This is a genomic window from Peribacillus sp. NPDC097197 (assembly GCF_050278025.1).
Lineage (GTDB): Bacteria > Bacillota > Bacilli > Bacillales > DSM-1321 > Peribacillus.
On the sequence record NZ_JBNNST010000010.1, the window covers coordinates 40,956 to 62,292 of the forward strand.

A 21,337-nucleotide genomic window follows, 5' to 3' on the forward strand; every position below is an offset into this window, starting at 1 on the left:
ACATGAAAAAATGGCTTTTATTCTTAGTTGCAGCATTAATGGTTATTTTAACGGCTTGTGGAAATGATGAATCATCGACTAAAGAAACATCGCAAGGTAAGGACGATGCAAAAAAATCGGGTACGATCAGCTATAAATCGGAAAACGGTACGGTTAAAGTTCCCGCCAATCCAAAACGCGTAGTCGTTTTATCGTTATTCGTGGGAGATTTAATGGAAATGGGTATCAACGTAGTAGGTATGGATTCATGGTCAAAAGATAACCCGGATTTCGCTAAAAAATATCCGGATGCTGAAGTGGTAGCGAGCACGGATTATGAGAAAATCATTGAACTTGATCCAGATTTGATCATCGGTTCTAATGATGTGGAAGACGTTAAAAAATTACAAGAGATTGCGCCAACCGTAATCTTCACATACGGTGCTTTGAATTACATCGACCAACGTATCGAAGTGGGTAAAGTAGTCAATAAAGAAGAGGAAATGACTAAGTGGGTTAAAGATTTCCAAGCACGTTCGAAAGTAGTAGGAGACAAAATCAAAGATAAAATCGGGGAAGATGCTACTATAACGGTTGCTGGTAACTCTGATAAGCAAATCTATTTATTTGGCGATAACTGGGGACGTGGAACGGAAATCCTGTATCAGGAAATGGGATTGAACATGCCAAAGGCTGTTAAAGATGTTGCCCTTGAGCCTGGATATTTTGGAATTTCCGAAGAAGTATTAGGTGACTATGTTGGGGATTATTTAGTCCTTAATTTAGTGAAAGAAGGACAAGATACTTCATTCATGGACTCAACTTGGTACAACAAAATACCGGCGGTTAAAGATAAAAAGGTATTTTATGCGGAAGGCTCTGCATTCTATTTCGCCGATGCCCATTCTTTCGATAAACAACTAGACTTCTTCGAAGAATCTTTTCTAGGTAAATAAGGGGAGATTCGATGAAAGTCTCCTATTCTATTATAAGCAAAATGGTTTTATCGTTCGTTGTTTTGATGGTGGTCGTGGTCTTGGCGTTAGGGTATGGTGCAGCAAATACGAGTTTTCAAGATTTATATGAAGCTGTTATCGGAAGAAGCGGTGGACCCTATTATGATGTGCTAAGAGAAATTCGTCTTCCTCGTGTCATCGCAGCATTCTTCGTGGGAGCCGCGTTGGCAGTTGCCGGGGCCATCATGCAAGGGATGACAAGGAATCCTCTTGCCGATCCGGGTCTACTCGGTCTGACTTCAGGTGCTACTTTAGCTCTTACCCTGGCATTGGCCTTCATTCCCGGAATCACCTTCTTAATGCTTATGTTCAGTTCTTTTATAGGTGCAATGATTGGTATGCTACTTGTATTTGGAATAGGTATCACGTCTAGAAACGGTTTATCTCCGCTAAAGCTCGTTTTAGCGGGAGCGGCCGTTTCTCTCTTTTTACAGGCCATTTCAAGTGGTATAGCCATTCTTTTCAATGTATCGAAAAATGTCAGTACATGGACGGCTGGAGGGTTGATCAGCACAACATGGGATGCTTTGATCATTGTCCCCTTCATCATCTTTGGTTTAGTGTTGGCGACTGTCTATAGCAAACCATTGACCGTCCTTAGCTTAAATGAAGAAGTGGCGAAAGGGCTTGGACAGAAGACGAAGAAGATCAAAGTGATTTTGATGTTCGTGGTCATCGTTTTAGCAGGAACGGCAGTAGCCCTGATAGGGAATTTGTCGTTCGTGGGCTTATTCATTCCGCATATCGTCCGGAAGATCGTGGGGGCGGATTACCGTTTGATCATCCCGATGTCGATTATAATCGGCGGAACCTTTATGGTTCTAACAGATTTCATTAGTAGAATCGTAATTGCTCCATTGGAAATCCCCATTGTTGCATTGGTCTCATTAATCGGGTTCCTATTCTTCCTGGTCTTGGTAAAGAAAGGAGGTCGAACTTTCTTTGCGTAAAAAAAGTAATGTACGATGGATGTATAGCTTAACGACCCTTTTACTGATCATAAGTATCCTTGCCGGCATCAGCTTAGGACCTTCCTCAGTCGGTATCTCTCAAATCATTCCGACGATATTGGGGGATGGGACATTCAAAGAGGAATTCATTCTCTTTTCCGTTCGGTTTCCTCGCGTCCTGGTCCTAACTTTAGCAGGGATGTCGCTGGCATTATCCGGTGCCATTTTACAGACATTGACCAAAAATGATCTGGCTGATCCTGGTATTATCGGTATCAATGCTGGAGCAGGGGTTGCAATTACCTTATTTTACTTGTTCGTCGACGCCAATTTAGACTCCTATACCTATCAGTTACCGGCAGTAGGTTTCTTAGGTGGGATCATTACAGCCGGGCTGATCGTCCTCTTCACGTTGGACAGGAAAAACGGTATCCAGCCGATCAAGCTCGTGCTGATGGGGGTCGGGTTTGCCTCGGCATTATCGGGATTAATGATCATCCTGGTTTCAAGCGCTAAACAGGAGGATGTCCAATTCATCTCCAAATGGCTTGCAGGGAATATATGGGGAGCCGATTGGCCCTTTATTCTAGCGCTTCTTCCCTGGCTACTGGTGGCGATACCGTTTTTACTTTGGAAGCAAAAGGCAATGAATCTCCTCGCTCTTAATGAAACGGTGGCGAAAGGGTTGGGCGTTTCCCTGAACCGGGATCGGGCCCTTTTGCTGATCATTGCGGTAGCATTGGCGGCTTCAGCGGTTTCGGTCGTTGGGAGTATTAGTTTCATTGGATTGATTGCTCCACATATCGCCAAACAGTTGGTCGGTTCCAAGCATCAGAGCTTTTTATTCTTATCTCCCATAATTGGTGCAGCCATCTTAGTTTTCGCTGATACAATAGGCCGCATCATTTATAGTGAACAAACCATTCCAGCTGGAATCATCGTCGCTATTATCGGAGCTCCTTACTTCCTATATTTATTAAGGAAGACAGCTTGATCGGATTAAAAAACCAGGTTTCCATTATAGGAACCTGGTTTTTTCTTTATCGTTTTAAAGGTACGGGATGTACGAGTGTTCGAGACTTCTTTTGAGGTGTGGTATTTTGACGGTGTAGAATCGCATTGATTTCGCCGCCGAGCATTAAGATCAAACCGGTCAGGTACAGCCATAACATTAAAACGATGACGCCCCCTAAACTGCCGTACGTGGACGAATAATTAGCGAAATTGCTGACATAAAAGGAAAAACCGATGGAAATGACAAACCAGAGTATTGTGGCCGTAATTGCTCCCGGAATGACGTGTTTGAACGGGAAGTTCTTATTCGGTGCGTAACGGTATAGAATGGCTAGCACGAAAGATATAACCGCAACGGCGATCACCCATCGCAATATACTGAATAGACTTTGTGTTTCTTCTGGAAGGGACACGACTTGTTCCATTAAATCGATGAGTACTTTCCCAAAGACGGGAAGAACCAGCATCACGATAAATGCGAAGACCAATCCTAATGTTAACAGGATGGAAATGAGGCGAGCCTTGATGAAGCTGCGCGTTTCTTCCACATCATAGGCAATGTTCATCGAATGAATAAATGCATTCATTCCATTTGAAGCGGACCAGATGGTACCAAGGATACCAAAGGTCAGCAAGCCGCCATTCCGTTCATTCAATATCTTGATGATATTCTCTTCGATGGTTTTCATCGTTTCCGATGGCATGAATGTCTTTAACGTATCCAAAGCTGTTTGCGTATCGATGTTCAAGTATGGCAAAATCGACAGCAATAAAATGAGCAAAGGGAATAGTGCGAGGAGGTAATAGTATGCCTGTTCAGCTGCCAATCCTGTGACACGATCCTCCTTGACTTCCTTGATGAGTTTCTTGCTAAAATCAATCGACTTATTCAATCGGCATCACTCCTGAAAAGTTTCTTCGTTTATCTGCTTCTTTTCCCTCAGATGGGGTACCTTAACCCTCCTGAGAGGAAATATTGTAAAGCAGTTACCCATTTACTATTCGAAAATCTCTTCCAACATGTCGATGGGATGGAAAATAAGAAGGGATGACTGGGTGGAAGGAGACACATATAGCAGGCTATCAATCTAAGTAACTCTGAGAATATCGAAAAAGGTCCAGACGTAGGTGTCTGGACCTTTTTCGATTAGCCTTCTTTTTGTTGTTCTTTTTGGACTTTTGGCGGCGTCCATTTGAAGATTTTATTGAGGATATTATATATATGCTTGGATTCTTTCGTAAGGACTGGTCCAAGAATCGCTAATGTCAGCACATATAATGCCGCAAACGGGGTTAGGATAGGCATCAAACCGCCGGCAATGCCTAGGTTTGCGAGAATGATGGAGAATTCACCGCGTGAAACGATCGTCAAGCCGATATTGGCTGAGGCTTTATGGGACAAACCGGATTTACGTCCAGCAATCATACCAGCAACGAAGTTACCGATAATGGTAATGATGACGGCTCCAAGTACCATCCAGACTGCTCCACCTAGCGTTGTCGGATCGATACTCAATCCAAAGCTGAAGAAGAATATGGCTCCAAAGAAGTCCCTGAAAGGAATGACAAGTTTTTCGATGCGGTCACTATGTTCCGTTTCAGAAAAGACGAGTCCGAGCAGTAATGCGCCGATTGCTTCTGCAACATGAATCGTTTCAGAGAAACCTGCGATAAAGAACAGTAAGGCGAATACGACAATGATGAAAATCTCATCAGAGGTAATATTGAATAATTTGTTGAGGAAACCGGATGCTTTTCGAGCGATGACGAAAAATAATAGCATATATCCGATTGCGATAAACGTAGATAATAATGTTCCCCAGACTGAACCGGATGAGCTTAATACCAATCCTGATACGACGGATAAATAAACGGCAAGGAATATATCTTCAAACATGATGATTCCCAGGATAAGTTCCGTTTCGTTATTACCGGTCCTTCTTAAATCAACAAGTACTTTGGCTACTATGGCACTTGATGAAAAGCTGATGATCCCGGTTAAAATGAGGACTTCTTTCAGTGGAAGACCCATGAGGAAACCATAAGCCATCGCTAAACCAACGTTTATGACAATATAGATGGATCCGCCTGTCACGATGTTTTTTCCGGATTTCATCAATTTTTTTACAGAAAATTCAAGTCCTAAATAGAATAGAAGGAAAAGAATACCGACTCTTCCGAGGAAGGCAATGATCTCTTCACTTTCGATGAAGCGTAAATCGATCATTCCAAAATGCGGGGCATGAGGTCCTACCAACATGCCGACGATAATTAAGATGGGTACATTCGATATTTTGAATTTCCCTGCTATAAGAGCTGCGGCTGCAACCAATAATAGGGCCGTTCCTACTTCGAAGACTAAGTGATCCATATGTACTTAGTCACTCCTTTCGTCGGTCAGTAATTCTCTAATCAGATTTTTGATGTCTTTTCTTTCACCAGAGATGACCAGCGTGTCGCCTGCAGCAATGATTGAATCAGGACCCGGGTTATTCAGTTGTTTTTTCCCTTTTTTCGAATGGGCGATAACCGTCACGTTGTAATTGTTACGAATGTCAATGTCACCAATCGTTTGGTTAATCGCTTTGGAACCTGGTTCCACTTTGAACCATTCGATGACCAAGTCACCTAATGACATTTCGATTGTTTCGAGTGCCTGTGGTTTATAAATCATACCGCCGATGATGGACGCCATTTGACGCGCTTCCTGATCATTGAGTGTGATGCTTGAAATAACATCCTCATGATCGGTATCAAAGTGGTATAACTCCCTACGGCCATCATCGTGAATGACAATCACTAATTTTTCATCATTTCTCGTGATAATCTCGAATTTCTGGCCTATACCAGGAAGTTCGCTTTCTCTAATTTTCACTTGAATTCCTCCTTAAAATGGTGGTTTGAGATTACAAAAGATAGAAATATGCTATAAATTCACGTCGATGATCGTCTTGAATTTACTCTCCTTGGAGATGCCAATGTACTTCAGTGTCTCGGATGGACTAGAATGATGGTAATGCTTTTGGATTAAGGCGAGGGAGACCCCTTGCTTATAGGCGTGATATCCAAATGTCTTACGCATTGAACTGGCCCCATATTTACCAATCAATCCGGCACCTTCCACGGCATCATGGATGATTCGGTGTGCCTGTTGGCGTGTGATCGGTTTTTTTGTCTTAGGTGATAAAAACAAAAATTGGCCTTCCATCACTTTCGAGTCTTTGATGTATTCTTGTAAAGCTGTCCGGACTTTCTGATTCAAATAGATTTGAGTGACCTCGTCATTTTCCAAGCGGTGCTCATAAAACTCTTTAACTTTACCCGTTTCATCGAGAACGCTTGCCACGGTCACTTCCAACATCTCATTGATTTTCATTCCCGTATTGATTCCTAAAACAAATAACAAATAATCGCGGCTGGAGTGAGATCGCAAGTAACTTTTGATCTTGCTGATTTCATTGACATCCTTAAAGGCTTCTACATATTCCATAATTCTTCTCCTCTTACCAATGTAACTTAATTATATTATAACACAAGTTATGTTACATTGCATCCAATGATACTTGTTACTAAAACTCTGTTTTTTGGCGTTGCCCTTCATGGTCTTGTAAATACTTCGTGGCAAGTAGTGAAATCAGGAGGATGAGTTCAAATCCGTTCATGTACGCATCGCTTTTGATAGGGAGAGGAACGGCGCTACCGATGGTCATGATGACCGTACCTAGCAAATACCATATCCATTTTTGTTTTCGCCAGATCAAGAACCCCGAAATAATCAGTACGAGGGAGATGATCAATACCATGATGGGCGGTCCGCTCGTCGGCTCTGAACTGGTATAACTTAAAACCCCATACTTCCAATCGGCCTCCAGTTTAAGCCCAAGCGTTTCAGTGAATAATTCAAAGCATATTAGGGCGATCACCAATACGTAACTGATATACTTGGCAAGTTTTCTTTGGGCCCACGCGATGTCGGCCTTTTTCAGGGAATCCCAAGCAAAGAGAACTAATGTGGGCGTGAAGAGGGCATGTCCCCAAAAGCGGGCATAGCTGATTGATTCCAGAAAGTGCCCCATTCCGATATACCGTCCGAGTGCGAGCAGGGTGTTATCCACGATTAGCCCGAAAATCACGAGTAAGAGAACGTTGGAAGCAGAGAGCCATCCGTATTTATTAGCGAGGGTGATTCCCCAAATGAAAAGGGCCACATATCCGGCTAGATAGAAGAAGTAAAGAAAAGTATCCAAATTCTGGCCTCCTTTTTTTATGTATTCTTTACTGAATGGAAAAGAAATATATCTGGCATGGCTAAATAGCTTTTTAGGCATGAAAAAGAGGGAACCCCCTAATAAGGATTCCCTCTCGCATACTATCAATAAACGGCTTTTTGTAATTTGGTAATGATCTCGAGTGAACGACCTGTCCCAATGGCAACAGATTCAAGCGGACTATCGGCAAGCTCGACGGGCACGATGAGTTCTTTCATCAACCAATCTTGCATCCCGCTAAGCAAGGCTCCGCCCCCGGAAAGGACCACGCCTTGGTCGACGATGTCCCCACTTAATTCAGGAGGGCATTCTTCCAACGTGGAACGGATGGCTTCTAAAATATGAAGCAAGGATTCTTGAATGGCTTCCTGAACTTCCAAGGACGTAATCGTAATGGGCTTTGGAAGACCCGTCACGAGGTCACGCCCCCTGACTTCCATGGTCAATGGAGAATGGTCGATGAGCGCGTAGCCGATTTCCATTTTTATTTGTTCGGCAGTTCGTTCCCCAATCAATATGTTATGTTTTTTTCTTACATATTGACAGATATCCTCATCCAGTTGATCGCCACCGATACGGACCGAATTACATGAAACGACTCCACCATACGAGATGATCGCTACCTCAGTCGTACCGCCACCAATGTCGACGATGACATTCGCGACCGGTTCTTCTACAGGAAGTCCAGCTCCTATGGCAGCAGCAACGGGCTCTTCGATCAGATGAACCTGTTTGGCTCCGCAATTTTTAACCGCATCCTGAATGGCCCTTCTTTCAACGGATGTGGAACCGGATGGCGTACATACGACCACATTCGGTTTACGGATCGATAAGCCGATCGCCTTGCTAGCTTTTTTCATGATTTCCTTAAGCATTTGTGCGGTCACATCGAAATCCGCAATGACCCCGTCTTTCAATGGGCGGATGGCGACGATATGGCCAGGTGTCTTCCCAATCATATTCTTCGCTTCCAGGCCGACTGCCAATACTTTATTAGTCACTATATCTATGGCCACTACTGATGGCTCATTGAATATGATTCCTTTGTTTTTACTGTAAACGAGTGTATTTGCCGTTCCTAAGTCTATACCAATTTCTGTATTTGATAACATCTAGTCACCCCTCCATAAGAGTTTTGACCCCTATATAATGATTCTACCTCTAATGGTAAGTTTATGGGGGTAGGAAATGGAGTTAGATTATGGAATCTGGACTTTAGTCTTTTCATACAGGGAAAACATGATGAAATATAGAACGGCACTCAAGACGGCAAGGATACTGATCATGAGGAATGTCCCATTATATCCAATCCACCCTGTCATCGGTATGGCTAGTGGGGCAAGCATCCTGCCAATGGTGAAACGTAAGCTTGATGCAGCGAAATACTGGCCACGCATATGTGCTGGGGCCAATTTCGAAACAAATCCTTGCTGGATGCCGGCCGTTAATAGCTCGGCAATGGAAAATAAGGCGATGGCGATAAATAATCCCCAAACCCATTGGGTCGCACCAAATAAAATCATGGAAAAGCTGTATATCAGAGAAGAGATGATGAATACATTTCTTTCTTTATACATGGATGCCCATTTCGTGACGGTAATGGTTAAGAGGGCCACGAATAATCCATTTTCCGCAAGCAAGAACCCGAAAATCTGCTCTTCCTGTAGTGTGATCGAAAATATGGATTGCGGAACGACCATTTCATTAATATAGACAGGGAACAAAAGGTCGAGCTGCATGAACGTTTGATAGACCAAGACGCCTGCGATGATGAAAAGTAGAAACACCTTATCACGGAAAATGACTTGATAGTCTCGTAGTTGGTTCAGTAAAAAAGAGAATCCGTTAACCCTTTTTCCTGATCCCTTTTCCTGAATGGATAGGAGAGCCGTTTCTTTGACCCATGTTTGCAGGATGAAACCTAACAGGATATTGATGATGGCAGCAAGGGCTAACAGTTCGAAACGGTGGGTCGCATAAAAAATCCCTCCCAAAATCGGACCTATGACCACGGCAATATTGATGGACGTATAAAATACGGCGAAGACGCCACTGCGGTCTTTTTCTGGAATCACATCAGCGACCATTGCCTGGCTGGCAGGGTTATAAAAGGCGCTGAATATGCTGACGGCGGTGAAGCTGATAAACCCGATGCTGGGCGAATCCAGCCAAGGGGAGCTCGCCCATGCAAAGAATATGTAGGCAATGCCTTGGCCGAAGGTGGAAATGACCATCATCCGCTTTCTTCCGAATCGATCAGCACAATATCCCCCGAATAAATTGGCCACAACCGCAAAGAACTGCGAGAAAATCAGCAGTAATCCAGCGGTTGTTTTCCCGAACGATTCGGAGAAGTAAATCGCAAGGAACGGAAAAAACATCCAAAATGATATATTGACGACAGATTCCCCGGCAAGGCGAATCTTTAAGTTCGTATCCCAATCTCGTAAACGCATAGTAGAATTCCCATACTTTCTGTTATTTTCCCCATCATACTCTGAGTTTGAAATGAAGACAAGACAAGGGATAAATTCCGTCAAATAAGTTATGGTACTATGTAAGTGGAATTTTTATAGATAAGAAGGTTATGGAATTGAAGACATTCATATCGGATCATAAGAGTTTAAGAATGACTTTCACAGCTTTACTGGCGTTTCTAGGAGGGTACCTGTTCGACAAACTTGGCATCTATTTACCATGGATGCTCGGACCGTTATTTGTGGTGATGATCGCAAAAATCAAATGGGGACACTCGATGTTGTGGTCGAGAACGCTAAGGAGCACAGGACTGATCATCCTCGGCTTACAACTGGGCAGTTCATTTACGAAACGATCGTTACATGAAATGAGCGAATATTTGCCCGTCATGCTTTTTACAACGGTGGTGCTGATTTTGTTCACCGTAGTAACAGGCTTGTTCGTAGGAAAAAGAATGAACCTATCGATGAGCACCTCGCTTCTTGGAAGCTTCCCGGGAGGCCTGTCTCAGATGGTGATCCTGAGCGAGGAAATGAAAGACAGTGACGAAACGGTTGTCGGCTTCATGCAGACGCTTCGGGTCATTCTCGTCATATCGATCGTACCTTGGCTCGTCACCCATGTCATGTCTGTGGATTCCGAAGCAACGGCAACGATGGCAAAAGGGCCGTTCTTTATGTTTGATTATGACGGGACCTTGGCACTCCTACTGATTGCAGCTCTGGCGTTATTCATTTTCATAGCCATAAAGGTTCATTTCCCACTTCCTTTCCTTTTAGGCCCACTCATTGCGGCGGCTCTGTTCAATTTGACAGGATCTGAGGCACCACATATTCCAGGCTTCTGGTTGAACTTGTCCCAGCTTCTGATTGGTGCCCATCTGGGATTCACATTGAAAGTCGATAATCCACGGCTTTTCAGGAAGATGTTCGCGGTGGTTTTCGTGAGTAATGTTTTGCTAATCGGTTTTTGTTACTATCTTGCGGTTTACTTTTCACCAGTCCTATCCTTGCCGGCCAATGAATTGTTTTTAAGCATGGCCCCGGGTGGTGTGGCAGAAATGGCGGTCACGGCCATGTCTGTTTCCGTTGATGTATCCGTGGTCACAAGCTTTCACTTATTCAGGATTTTATTCATCTTGTTTTTAGTGTCGCCACTCATCAAAGTGCTGGATCGGAGACAGGGAAGACAGAAAAGGCGGGAGTGAGGGCTCCCGTCTTTTCCGTCTGCCTCAATGAAAAAGTTATCATCCATTGGTTTTAATTTCGTAAACGTCATGTGTTCATGATAAGATAAAAAAATTACATACTGGTAAGGTAGGATGTAGTCAGCCAAACCTGCCGCCAGCTTTCCTTTTGGCCACCTGATATATGGAGGTTTTTTTTTGAACATTATCGCAAATACAGTTAAAAAAATCGGTTACAAGAAAGTTTGGGTGTACATCATCATTGCCCTTTGTTTTGTCGCTTCCGTTTTCTTTGTGACTCACAATTATTCTTTCTATGAAGGCCCTATAGCCAAAGTCATCAAGACAAATCTGGAAAGTACAACGGAAATGGATGACATGTATCTCAATGAAGATCGGCTATTTACACAGAGTATCGTAGCCCAATTGCAAAATGGAGAAGAAAAAGGACAGCTTATCGCGTTAAAGAATGAATATTCCTCATCTGGTGCCTATGATCAAGAATACAAAGTTGGAAATGATTTATTCGTTTCGATCGATGCAAAAGATGGAGAGGGCCCGGAATTAGCCGGAACGATTAAAGATGTCAAACGTGATAAATATGTGGTGATTGTGGCATGGGTGTTTATTTTTACCCTCCTGATCGTTGGTCAAAAGCAGGGGCTGCTTTCCGTTATAAGTTTGTTGGTCAATGCCGTTTTGTTGTCCTATGCCCTGGACTTTTATATGAGTACATCAGGCATCAGTTTGGTCTGGATATGCGGCATAGCGATCATACTATTTACGGTCCTTTCCCTCTTACTCGTTAACGGTTTTAATGAAAAGACATACGCAGCCATCATTGCGACGCTCATAGGGACTTTTTCCTCGTTGTTCATTACCTATCTTGCTATGTGGGTAACGGGAGAAAATGGCCTCCGATATGAAGAAATGCAATTTCTCACCAGGCCTTATAAAATGGTGTTTTATGCAGGCTTGTTTATCGGATCGTTAGGAGCTGTGATGGATATAGGGATTACCATGTCTTCTTCGATCTTTGGGTTGTATGAAAAGAATAATGACATATCCGTAAAAGCCCTGAAAGCCTCTGGATTGGAAATAGGGAAAGATATTATGGGAACCATGACGAATATTTTGTTTTTTGCTTACATAAGCGGTTCCATCCCCGTGATTCTTTTGTATTTGAAGAATGCTTCCACGTTGGGATTCACCCTTTCCATGAACCTATCATTAGAATTGGCCCGTGCCCTTGCCGGGGGGATTGGCATCGTGTTAACGATTCCGATAGGTTTATATATTTCGATCTATTTCGTTAATCGAAGGAAGGGAAGAACATGAATGTATTGGTATTACTAGCAGGCATATTATTTATCTTGATGATCTCGATCGGTGGTAAAAAAGGGGCACGTTCATTTTTTGCTTTATTCTTGAACTTTGGTGTGTTGCTTTTTGCCATCTTCTTTATGAAAAATCCACATAATGATCCGTATATCGTCACATTGATTGCATGTACGGTGATTAGTTATATCACTTTGTTCTTTATTAATGAAGTAAACAGTACGACCAAGACAGCCTTCGTTTCTACGATCATCACGATTGTCATCGTCCTCTTCTTTATCGTCGTGGTGACGGAACGTGCGATGATCCAGGGGTTTGGTGAAGAAGAAATAGAAGAGCTTAGCATCTTTTCCCTTTATATAGGTGTGGACTTTTTGAAGGTAGGCGTTTCAGTCATTATCATGAGTACGATTGGCGCCATTATCGACACAGCCATGGCCATTTCGTCTCCCATGCGGGAAATGTTTCTCCACCATCCATCCAGCACCAGGAAAGATTTATTTAAATTTGGAATGAGCATTGGGAGGGACATCCTGGGAACCAGTACGAATACATTGTTCTTTGCTTTCTTTGGTGGCTATCTGGCATTGCTTATCTGGTTTAAGGACTTAGCTTATTCTGTTGGAGAAATCGTCAATTCGAAAATATTCAGTGCTGAAATGATCACGATATTTTGTGCGGGAACGGGTGTAGCCCTTGTGATTCCTATTACGGCATGGATAACGGCTTACTACTTAGTGAAAAAAAGGGGGAAGGTAAAGGTCGTGTAGTTCCCTAAGGTCCTAATGAAAAACGAATAGAGTGGAGAAGGCCGCCAATCTCAACGGGTGGCCTTTTTGCTGTTGTTACGGTTCCAGAAAGGGCATATGACAATCCTTATTCATCATACCTATAGAAAAAAAGATGAAAGTATGTGATTGGTTGACTACAAAAAAACAACATCAAATTGTATTCTATAGCATCAAAGGTTCATCCATCAAAAACTTTTTAATCATCGATCTCATAACGGGTACTGGGATTTATTACGCGGTCAAAATTATTTCTGCCCGCGTAATAATGGGGATGGTAGGAAGTGTCATTGGAACGGAGGGCATCAAATGGGTACCTAAACTTTGGAGAAACAAGTGAACTCATCCAAAGGGAAGGGATAAACACGACTGTTTAAAATAACCGTTTCTTCCCTTTTTGTCATAAATTGTCCCTATATTGCGAAATATGCGATAGAATGGTTGCTGTATAAGGATGAATATAGGGAGACTTTGTGAAAAAAGATAGAATTTTTACATTCAATCTATCGGAATAGTAAAATAATCCTCACTTTTTCCGAACTTTATCCGATATAAGGAGCAGACGAGATTTTATATGAATGGGTGAGTATGATGGATATAACATCGGTTGTAGGTATAGTTCTTGGTATAGTGGCTATTTTAGTGGGAATGGTTCTGAAAGGCGTAAGCGTAACGGCACTGATTAACCCGGCAGCTATCATGATTATCATTGTGGGGACAGTGGCTGCGGTTGTAACGGCTTTTCCTTTATCTGAATTGAAAAGATTGCCAAAAATATTGAAGATCCTTTTCCTTGAACAAAAGCTGACAAAGCCTGAAGAATTGATTAAAACCTTTTCCGAATGGGCGGTCATCGCCAGGAAAGAAGGGTTATTGGCCTTGGAAACCATATCGGATCAGGTGGATAACACCTTTTTGAAAAATGGGTTGAACCTTGCAGTGGAAGGTCAGAGTGCTGATTATATTCGAGATATATTGGCTGAAGAAATAGAGGCAATGGAAGAACGTCACCACAGTGGAGCCGCCATCTTTAGCCAGGCAGGCACCTATGCCCCGACGCTTGGCGTATTGGGTGCTGTTATCGGGCTGATTGCGGCATTGGGGAACATGGCTGATAGCGAGGCATTGGGGCACGCGATATCTGCCGCTTTCGTTGCGACCCTTATGGGGATTTACACAGGATATGTGTTATGGCATCCCTTTGCGAATAAGCTGAAACGGAAATCGCAACAGGAAGTCCGCATCAAGGAAATGATGATTGAAGGGATTTTGTCGATCATCGAAGGAGAAGCGCCAAGGACGATTGAACAAAAACTAACATCTTATTTGCCTGCTGGAGATCGTAAAAAGTGGTTAGAAGGCGATGTGAGAGAAGATGGCTAGGCGGAAAAAGAAACAAAAGCATGACGAACATATTGATGAGTCTTGGTTGGTCCCCTATGCGGATATATTGACGCTGCTTCTGGCTCTTTTCATCGTTCTATTTGCATCAAGTTCGGTGGATGCAGTCAAATTCCAACAATTGTCCAATGTGTTTAACCAAGTGTTCACGAGCGGAACGGGATTCATGGAATACCCGAGTGACTCCCCCAGTAATAATCCCACGTCCCCTGAACAAATGACAGGGATTAAAGGGACGAAGGGGCAGGGTAAGAGCGAGGAACAACAACTTATGGAAGTACAGAAACGGGTTAATGCCTATATTCAGGAAAATGATTTAGTGGACGAGCTTGATACGAACCTTACGGATGAAGGCATGTTGATTTCCATCAGGGATAATGTGCTGTTTGAATCGGGAGTATCGGAAGTGAGAATTGAAGATCGCAGAATTGCCAAAGAGATTTCGAGTCTGCTTGTTATGGACTTGCCTCGGGGCATTGTCATAAGCGGCCACACCGACAATGTTCCCATTAAGACGTATCGCTATGATTCGAATTGGGATTTAAGCGTCATGCGTGCAGTGAACTTCATGAAGCTGCTCCTTGAGAATACGAATTTGGATCCTGAGATGTTCAGTGCTAAAGGCTACGGGGAATTCAAGCCGGTCGCATCCAATAAGACGGCACAAGGCCGGGCTAAAAATCGACGGGTTGAGATTTTGATCGTTCCACGTACCCCGATAAATGAGTGAGAACCTGTCTGGAATGGACAGGTTTTTCTTTACGAAGGAGTTTTTATGGAAAGAGAATTTACTAATGTGATGGAAGAAATCGTAGTCGCTTGGGTCCAGATACTAATGGCCGGTACGGATTATCAAACATTTTGTCCATGTAATAAATGCAAGAATGATATCATCACCATTTCGTTGAACGCCCTTCCCACTTATTACGTAACGACGGATGAAGGGCGGAGAATCGTATTCGACAGGTTGAATACGGAAGAAAACAGGAAATGGATCAACAAGAGAATTATCAGTGCGATTCATGTGGTGGGCAAATACCCGAAGCACCAACTATAGACGACAATACGTGATAAGAGATCAAGACTCTTATCTCTTTTTTTATTTAGGCTGTTTTCTCAAAGGTTGTTGCTATGGAGAAAAGTGGGCCTTCTTCCACAATTGCGCCCTTTAACGGAAGACTTGATTTCAAGATAAATTTCTCTGGACTCATCATTCCGAAATCTTTATACTAAACTACATGAACGGAGGTGTTATAAATTGGGTAGAAATATTAGTTTTAACAAAGAACATGCCTTAGATAAAGCTATGTATTTATTTTGGGAAAAAGGTTATGACGCTACATATATCTCAGATCTTATTGAAACAATGGGAATAAGTCGGTCTACTCTCTATACTAGTTTTGGTGATAAAGATGAACTATTTAAACTCGTTTTAGAGCATTATAAAAACTTTGGCTCTCGAAAGAGAGATTTACTTTTTAATGGAATAAACACAAAAGTATCACTTAAATCTTTTTTTTATCAACATATTGAAAAATGCTATTCAGATGACATTCCTAAAAGTTGTATTATAACTAATTCTTCATTGCTTATTGGACACATTGATCCTTCCATAGAAAAAATACTTATATATGATTTTAATGAACTTGAAAAAGTATTTAAGCAAGTTATTGAAAAAGGAAAAGACAATGGAGAAATTTCACAAGAAGCAAACTCTGAATTAGTGGCATATTCTTTATTAAGTTTAAATCATAGTATTAATTTAATGTCCAAGTATAAAAAAGAAAAAAATCTAGCCTATAATTTAGTGGATAAGACTATTGAAGACCTATAGTCTTTCTTTTTTAAGCTTTTTGGAACGAACGTACCAAAAAATAATAAACAAAAGGAATGATGAAATTGACTAAGAAGATAAATTTTCTAATATTTATTTTGGCAATTAGTTGTGGTTCACTTGCTGCTAATATTTATTATGCACAACCAATTGTACAATTCATTGCAAAAGATCTGAACATCTCTTCTGATTTATCTGGATTGCTCACTACCTTTACACAAATTGGGTATGGATTGGGCTTATTTTTCATCGTACCAATGGCTGACTTATTTAAAAGTAAGAAAATAATAGGAATTCTTATCGGGCTTACTATTATTTCATTAATTGGTATGCTAATTTCGACAAATGGAATTATTTTCACAATATTAACAACCATAATTGGCATTGGAGCATGTGTGGCTCAAATGTTAGTTCCACTAACAATGAGGATTGTACCCATTGAAGAGACAGGTAAATATGTGGGTAAAGTGATGAGTGGTTTATTGATTGGGATTATGATTGCTCGCCCTTTATCTATCGGAATAGCTGACTGGTTCGGATGGAGAATGGTATTTCTTTTTTCATTAATCACGCTAGTTGCCGTATTACTGTTAATTATAAAATTTTTGCCCAACTATGAGGTAGTAACGTCTAGTAACATGTCATATCCATATTTAATCGCTTCTATGGTGAAGTTATTAATAAATACATCTCCTTTACAACAAAGAGCTTTTTATCACGCATGTTTATTTGCAACATTTAGTCTCTATTGGACGATAATGCCAATATTATTAAGGTCTGAGCCACTAAATTTTTCGAATAATGAAATTGCATTAATTGGCTTTGTTGCAATAGCTGGAGCTTTGTTAGCTCCTACTATTGGTAAAATAGCAGATAAAGGTTATATTTTTACAATGACGAATGTATCAATGGCGCTCGTACTATTATCTATCTTACTATTATTTTTTGTTCAAGATCATTCACTATTGAGTATAATTTTAATTCTTATCTCCGGAATTAGCATCGATATTGGGGTATCAGGAAATTTATTATTAGGTCAAAAAGTTATCTTTGGTTTGAATCCCGAAATAAGAAACAGACTTAATGGATTATATATGACTATTTTCTTTTTGGGAGGAGCCTTTGGTTCATGGATTGGAAGTTATACTTACTATAAATTTAATAGTGAAGTAGCTTTACTCATTGGAACAGCCTTGCCTTTATTCGCCTTATTAGTTCATTTAATAAAAAATAATACAATAAACTTATCGAAAACCAAAAGCAAATACATGTCCTAACGCATGTCCTAACTATTAATGTACCCCAAAAGTTAGAGTGAAAATCTAATTTTCAGGGTACATTAGTAGCATTATCTTCTACATCATGAGCAAATTAATCACTATTATTGCTTATCTTTATTCGTTTTGGCCCATGCCAAAAATAAGATTATAACCAAAGCACCTCATAAATTTCTCCACTGCCTTATTGTATAATCCTATTCTTCAATTATTCTATAAGGTAGTTTGAGTATTTTTTTAGAATGTCATTTATATTCAGTTTTATTTAAAGTTGTTGCTCCACAATCTGGCCCGATTGTTGAATACCATTCTTTACCCAAAACAATAAAGTTTACGAAAACAGCCTTTATTTAAAAGGATTATAGTAGTACATGCTACTGAAGGGGTGCTTTTGTAAAAACAAGTTTTAAGAAGCAAGCATTCGATAGGGACTACCATGGGAGACTTCTATGAAGAGGGCAATTTATGTGTTTAATCCTGTCCAATCAGGGAATATAAATAAAGTAAGTTCATTCGATCAAAATTGAGGAGATGAATTTTTTTATGAGTAAGAAAATAGCATGTGTAGTAACTGATATGGTTGAGGATTCAGAGTATAGTGAACCGGTCAAAGCTTTTAAAGAAGCGGGTCACACGGTAACGGCGATTGAGATGGAAAAAGGCAAAACGGTTAAAGGGAAACAAGGTGACGTTGAAATTACAATCGATGAAAGCATAGATTCTGTGAAAGCGGAAGACTTTGATGCGTTGCTTATCCCAGGTGGATTTTCACCGGATATTCTACGGGCGGACGAACGCTTTGTAACGTTCACCAAGGCATTCATGGATGCCAAGAAACCCGTGTTTGCCATCTGTCATGGACCACAGCTGTTAATTACGGCTAAAGCCCTTGAAGGACGCCATGCAACAGGCTATACATCCATCAAGGTTGATATGGAATATGCAGGTGCAACATACTTGGACAAAGAAGTCGTCGTGTGCGGCGACCAACTTGTTACAAGCAGGACACCTGAGGATCTTCCGGCATTCAATCGGGAATCACTCAAGTTATTAAAATAATAAAAAAATCCTGGCAGCCGCCAGGATTTTTTTATTTATAAGGTTTTTGGATTCATATACTTCTATCTTTGCAGTAAAATAAAAGAAGAAATGAAAAAAGGAAGTGTAACGATTGATCGTAATAAAGTCTGAACGTGAAATTCAAGCGATGCATGAATCAGGGAAGATTTTAGCTGCTTGTCATAGGGAAATTGCAAAATTAATCGCACCAGGTGTGACAACATGGGAAATCGAGGAATTCGTGGAAGGATTCTTGAAGAAACATGGCGCCAAACCTGAACAAAAGGGCTACAAGGGATATGAATACGCGACATGTGCAAGCATTAACGAAGAAATCTGTCATGGTTTTCCCCGCAAAAAGCCATTGAAGAATGGGGATATCGTCACGATTGATATGGTCGTGAATTATAATGGGGCACTTTCGGATTCAGCCTGGACGTATACAGTCGGCAAGGTTTCCAAAGAAACGGAACATTTAGTGGAGGTAACGAAGGAATCCCTATATAAGGCCATTGAAGTGTCTGTCGCTGGTAATCGTATTGGGGACATTGGGCATGCCATCCAATCTTATGTGGAGGCGGAAGGTTTCTCTGTCGTCCGTGATTTTATCGGCCACGGAATTGGGAATGTCATACACGAAGAACCGCAAGTCCCTCATTATGGATTGCCGCACAAAGGCCCGCGCCTTAAGGAAGGCATGGTCTTCACGATTGAACCGATGGTGAACGTAGGTACATATAAGGCTACTCGAGATCCGAATGGATGGACGGCTTCGACTGCCGACGGGAAGTACTCGGCACAATTCGAGCACACGATTGCCATCACAAAGAATGGCCCGCTAATTCTGACGGAACAATAAGCAATAAAGGCAAGAGGCACCCTTCATTATAGGATGCCTCTTGCCTTTATTCGTGTTTTTTTACCTGCTTGATGAACCATTCAGCAAAACGTTCGGAATCCAGTGGGAACACGGGAACCTCTGCCAAGCTTGTTGCTTGTTCAAGGCAGGCGGGCCAAGCCACCACGGCCTGAATATTGGTGAGCTGTTTCAGTAATGAAAAGTCCTCTTCCTCTTTAACGAGGATGACCTTAGGAAAGTCCTCCCGCTTATATCCCTCAATCAAAATCACGTCGGGGTGGAAAATCTCCAATAAGTGAAGCAACTCCGGGAGCGTGGCCCCAGATTTGAAATTCCCCAGCAACTCAATGGAACCGTCTCCTTCCACGAGTGAAGCAGCCGCTCCAGCCTGAAAGTGCTTAGTGGAGTCTTTCTCACCTGTATTGTCCGGCTTGCCACCATGGCCATGATGCTTCAAGACGGCCGTCTCCAGATTTTCTATCCGAAGCTCTTGAATCAGTTTGGTAATGAACGTCGTTTTCCCTCTATTTTGGTAACCGACTACTTGAAATAGGAACGGTCTCACCAAGGCCAGATTGATCCTTCTTGATCATCAAGAAGCAGGACATCCACGCTATCCCCCGTTTTAAATCCGCGTGTTCCGCCAGGGAGTACTGTAAGCGAATTCGCCCCAGCTAGGCTTGTGGTGATATTCGATTTATCGACGCCGCTAGGGACGACACGAAGCTGTCCGTTTTCATAATACATGCGTGTACGAAGGAGGCGGGAGAATGGGTTGGCCTTCAGGAAATCTTCAGCCAGCACAGCTTGTTCCTTCCGTAAATGCGGTTGTCCGGAAAACAGCATGGTACGGATGATTGGCCGGGCAAACAATTCAAAACCGACATAGCTTGCAGATGGATTACCGGATAAGCCGAATAAAAACTTGTTCTCGTGAACGGCTACCGTCGTCACGCTACCAGGACGCATGGCTACTTTATTGAATAAAACGTCAGCACCGAGCTTCTTATAGATGTCAGGAAGAAGGTCAAAATCTCCGACAGACACGCCGCCTGTTGTGATGAGGAGGTCGACTTCTTCCAAGGCAGTGGAAATGGCCTCGTAGCTTATGTCAAACTCGTCCTTGAGCTTCCCGTAGAAACGGACTTCCCCACCTGCTCTTTGGATTTGGGCGGAGATGGCATGAGAGTTACTATTCCGGATTTTTCCAGGTTGCAAGGGTTCATTGACATCAAGCAGTTCAGATCCAGTCGCGAATAGGCCCACGACGGGCTTCTTCGCAACAGGAACTTCGGCATACCCGAAAGTAGCAAGCAACCCGATGATGCCAGGATTGATCATCGTGCCTTTTTTGACTAGGATATCGCCTTTCTTCGCGTCTTCCCCTTTAATGGACACGTTTTCGCCATGCTTCAGAGAACGTTTGAAAGAAATATATTTCTTTCCGTCTTTTTCAAATTCTTTCGTTAGCTCGAGCATGATGACGGCGTCACATTCCGTCGGCATCTGGGCGCCGGTCATGATGCGGGCCACTTGATTTTTCTGTACAGGAATGGTCGAGACCATTCCGGCGGCCAACTCTTCAATGACCTCGAACTCCAGCGGATTATCTAGGGATCCTTCGGCTGTATCCGCGGATCGTAGTGCAAATCCATCATAAGGTGAGCGGTTGAAGTGGGGAACATCATTTGTGGCGACAATATCCTGCGCCAAATAGCGGTAGTGGCAGTCCTCAAGAGGGACCATCTCCATTTGTCCTTCCAATGCATGTTTCATGATCTTATCTAGCGCTTCACTCAGCTTGATGGGTGTTCTTCTTTCTACCATACTTATCGCTCCTATCTGAAATCGTTACTATGTATTGTTATTCAAGTATAGCAAAAAAATAAA

At 42.1% G+C, this 21,337-nt stretch carries 23 protein-coding genes; 14 read left to right on the plus strand and 9 right to left on the minus strand.

Annotation, left to right across the window (positions count from 1 at the left end):
- Nucleotides 1–2 precede the first annotated feature (2 nt).
- The 3 genes from ACQKL6_RS14155 to ACQKL6_RS14165 are packed head-to-tail and all read left to right on the plus strand — an operon-like array spanning nt 3 to nt 2,939.
- On the plus strand, nt 3–935 hold the full coding sequence (locus ACQKL6_RS14155) for an ABC transporter substrate-binding protein (RefSeq protein WP_427651312.1): 933 nt from the start codon (nt 3–5) through the stop codon (nt 933–935).
- 11 nt (nt 936–946) lie between these two features.
- Nucleotides 947–1,945, plus strand: a complete 999-nt coding sequence (locus ACQKL6_RS14160) for a FecCD family ABC transporter permease (protein ID WP_427651314.1) — start codon at nt 947–949, stop codon at nt 1,943–1,945.
- 19 nt (nt 1,946–1,964) lie between these two features.
- Complete coding sequence (locus ACQKL6_RS14165) at nt 1,965–2,939, plus strand: FecCD family ABC transporter permease (RefSeq protein ID WP_402872311.1); 975 nt, start codon at nt 1,965–1,967, stop codon at nt 2,937–2,939.
- 46 nt (nt 2,940–2,985) lie between these two features.
- Here the strand turns inward: ACQKL6_RS14165 and ACQKL6_RS14170 are convergent, their stop codons facing one another.
- From ACQKL6_RS14170 to ACQKL6_RS14200, 7 genes are all read right to left on the minus strand, one after another.
- Nucleotides 2,986–3,852 (minus strand): YihY/virulence factor BrkB family protein, encoded by an 867-nt coding sequence (locus ACQKL6_RS14170; protein WP_402871831.1) that lies wholly within the window; start codon nt 3,850–3,852, stop codon nt 2,986–2,988.
- A gap of 254 nt (nt 3,853–4,106) precedes the next feature.
- Nucleotides 4,107–5,330 carry a cation:proton antiporter gene (locus ACQKL6_RS14175; RefSeq protein ID WP_402871828.1) on the minus strand — a complete coding sequence of 408 codons (1,224 nt, stop codon included), beginning with the start codon at nt 5,328–5,330 and terminating at the stop codon, nt 4,107–4,109.
- A 6-nt stretch (nt 5,331–5,336) separates the two neighbouring features.
- Nucleotides 5,337–5,834: a cation:proton antiporter regulatory subunit gene (locus ACQKL6_RS14180; RefSeq protein WP_402871825.1), complete on the minus strand. Its 498-nt coding sequence runs from the start codon at nt 5,832–5,834 to the stop codon at nt 5,337–5,339.
- A gap of 51 nt (nt 5,835–5,885) precedes the next feature.
- Complete coding sequence (locus ACQKL6_RS14185; RefSeq protein WP_402958900.1) at nt 5,886–6,449, minus strand: tyrosine-type recombinase/integrase; 564 nt, start codon at nt 6,447–6,449, stop codon at nt 5,886–5,888.
- Between the two features lie 79 nt (nt 6,450–6,528).
- Nucleotides 6,529–7,206, minus strand: coding sequence for a hypothetical protein (locus ACQKL6_RS14190; protein WP_427651315.1), 678 nt, complete (start codon nt 7,204–7,206; stop codon nt 6,529–6,531).
- Nucleotides 7,207–7,331: 125 nt separating this feature from the next.
- Nucleotides 7,332–8,339 (minus strand): rod-share determining protein MreBH, encoded by a 1,008-nt coding sequence (gene mreBH / locus ACQKL6_RS14195; protein ID WP_402871816.1) that lies wholly within the window; start codon nt 8,337–8,339, stop codon nt 7,332–7,334.
- Between the two features lie 87 nt (nt 8,340–8,426).
- Entirely contained in the window at nt 8,427–9,683 is a 1,257-nt protein-coding gene (locus ACQKL6_RS14200) for an MDR family MFS transporter (protein ID WP_427651316.1), read from the minus strand.
- 173 nt (nt 9,684–9,856) lie between these two features.
- Here ACQKL6_RS14200 and ACQKL6_RS14205 point away from each other — a divergent pair, with 173 nt between their 5' ends.
- From ACQKL6_RS14205 to map, 11 genes are all read left to right on the plus strand, one after another.
- Complete coding sequence (locus tag ACQKL6_RS14205; RefSeq protein ID WP_427651318.1) at nt 9,857–10,912, plus strand: AbrB family transcriptional regulator; 1,056 nt, start codon at nt 9,857–9,859, stop codon at nt 10,910–10,912.
- Between the two features lie 177 nt (nt 10,913–11,089).
- Nucleotides 11,090–12,229, plus strand: coding sequence for a YibE/F family protein (locus ACQKL6_RS14210; RefSeq protein WP_427651319.1), 1,140 nt, complete (start codon nt 11,090–11,092; stop codon nt 12,227–12,229).
- Nucleotides 12,226–12,999 (plus strand): YibE/F family protein, encoded by a 774-nt coding sequence (locus ACQKL6_RS14215; protein ID WP_427651320.1) that lies wholly within the window; start codon nt 12,226–12,228, stop codon nt 12,997–12,999. The genes ACQKL6_RS14210 and ACQKL6_RS14215 overlap by 4 nt, the downstream gene beginning before the upstream one ends.
- A 151-nt stretch (nt 13,000–13,150) precedes the next feature.
- On the plus strand, nt 13,151–13,357 hold the full coding sequence (locus tag ACQKL6_RS14220) for a hypothetical protein (RefSeq protein ID WP_427651322.1): 207 nt from the start codon (nt 13,151–13,153) through the stop codon (nt 13,355–13,357).
- A gap of 251 nt (nt 13,358–13,608) precedes the next feature.
- Nucleotides 13,609–14,400 (plus strand): flagellar motor stator protein MotA, encoded by a 792-nt coding sequence (motA, locus tag ACQKL6_RS14225; RefSeq protein WP_402871803.1) that lies wholly within the window; start codon nt 13,609–13,611, stop codon nt 14,398–14,400.
- On the plus strand, nt 14,393–15,148 hold the full coding sequence (motB, locus tag ACQKL6_RS14230; RefSeq protein WP_402958915.1) for a flagellar motor protein MotB: 756 nt from the start codon (nt 14,393–14,395) through the stop codon (nt 15,146–15,148). The genes motA and motB overlap by 8 nt, the downstream gene beginning before the upstream one ends.
- Before the next feature lie 45 nt (nt 15,149–15,193).
- Entirely contained in the window at nt 15,194–15,475 is a 282-nt protein-coding gene (locus ACQKL6_RS14235; RefSeq protein WP_427651324.1) for a late competence development ComFB family protein, read from the plus strand.
- 201 nt (nt 15,476–15,676) lie between these two features.
- The gene (locus ACQKL6_RS14240) at nt 15,677–16,252 is read left to right on the plus strand and encodes a TetR/AcrR family transcriptional regulator (protein ID WP_402958917.1); all 576 of its coding nucleotides are present in this window, start codon (nt 15,677–15,679) and stop codon (nt 16,250–16,252) included.
- A gap of 56 nt (nt 16,253–16,308) precedes the next feature.
- Entirely contained in the window at nt 16,309–17,529 is a 1,221-nt protein-coding gene (locus ACQKL6_RS14245; protein ID WP_427651325.1) for an MFS transporter, read from the plus strand.
- A 543-nt stretch (nt 17,530–18,072) separates the two neighbouring features.
- Nucleotides 18,073–18,588, plus strand: coding sequence for a type 1 glutamine amidotransferase domain-containing protein (locus tag ACQKL6_RS14250; RefSeq protein WP_427591596.1), 516 nt, complete (start codon nt 18,073–18,075; stop codon nt 18,586–18,588).
- A gap of 112 nt (nt 18,589–18,700) precedes the next feature.
- Entirely contained in the window at nt 18,701–19,447 is a 747-nt protein-coding gene (gene map, locus ACQKL6_RS14255) for a type I methionyl aminopeptidase (protein WP_402871791.1), read from the plus strand.
- 46 nt (nt 19,448–19,493) lie between these two features.
- On the opposite strand, the gene mobB is transcribed toward map, so the two are convergent.
- The gene (mobB, locus tag ACQKL6_RS14260) at nt 19,494–20,012 is read right to left on the minus strand and encodes a molybdopterin-guanine dinucleotide biosynthesis protein B (protein ID WP_427651386.1); all 519 of its coding nucleotides are present in this window, start codon (nt 20,010–20,012) and stop codon (nt 19,494–19,496) included.
- On the minus strand, nt 20,009–21,274 hold the full coding sequence (locus ACQKL6_RS14265) for a molybdopterin molybdotransferase MoeA (RefSeq protein WP_402871788.1): 1,266 nt from the start codon (nt 21,272–21,274) through the stop codon (nt 20,009–20,011). The genes mobB and ACQKL6_RS14265 overlap by 4 nt, the downstream gene beginning before the upstream one ends.
- Nucleotides 21,275–21,337 lie beyond the last annotated feature (63 nt).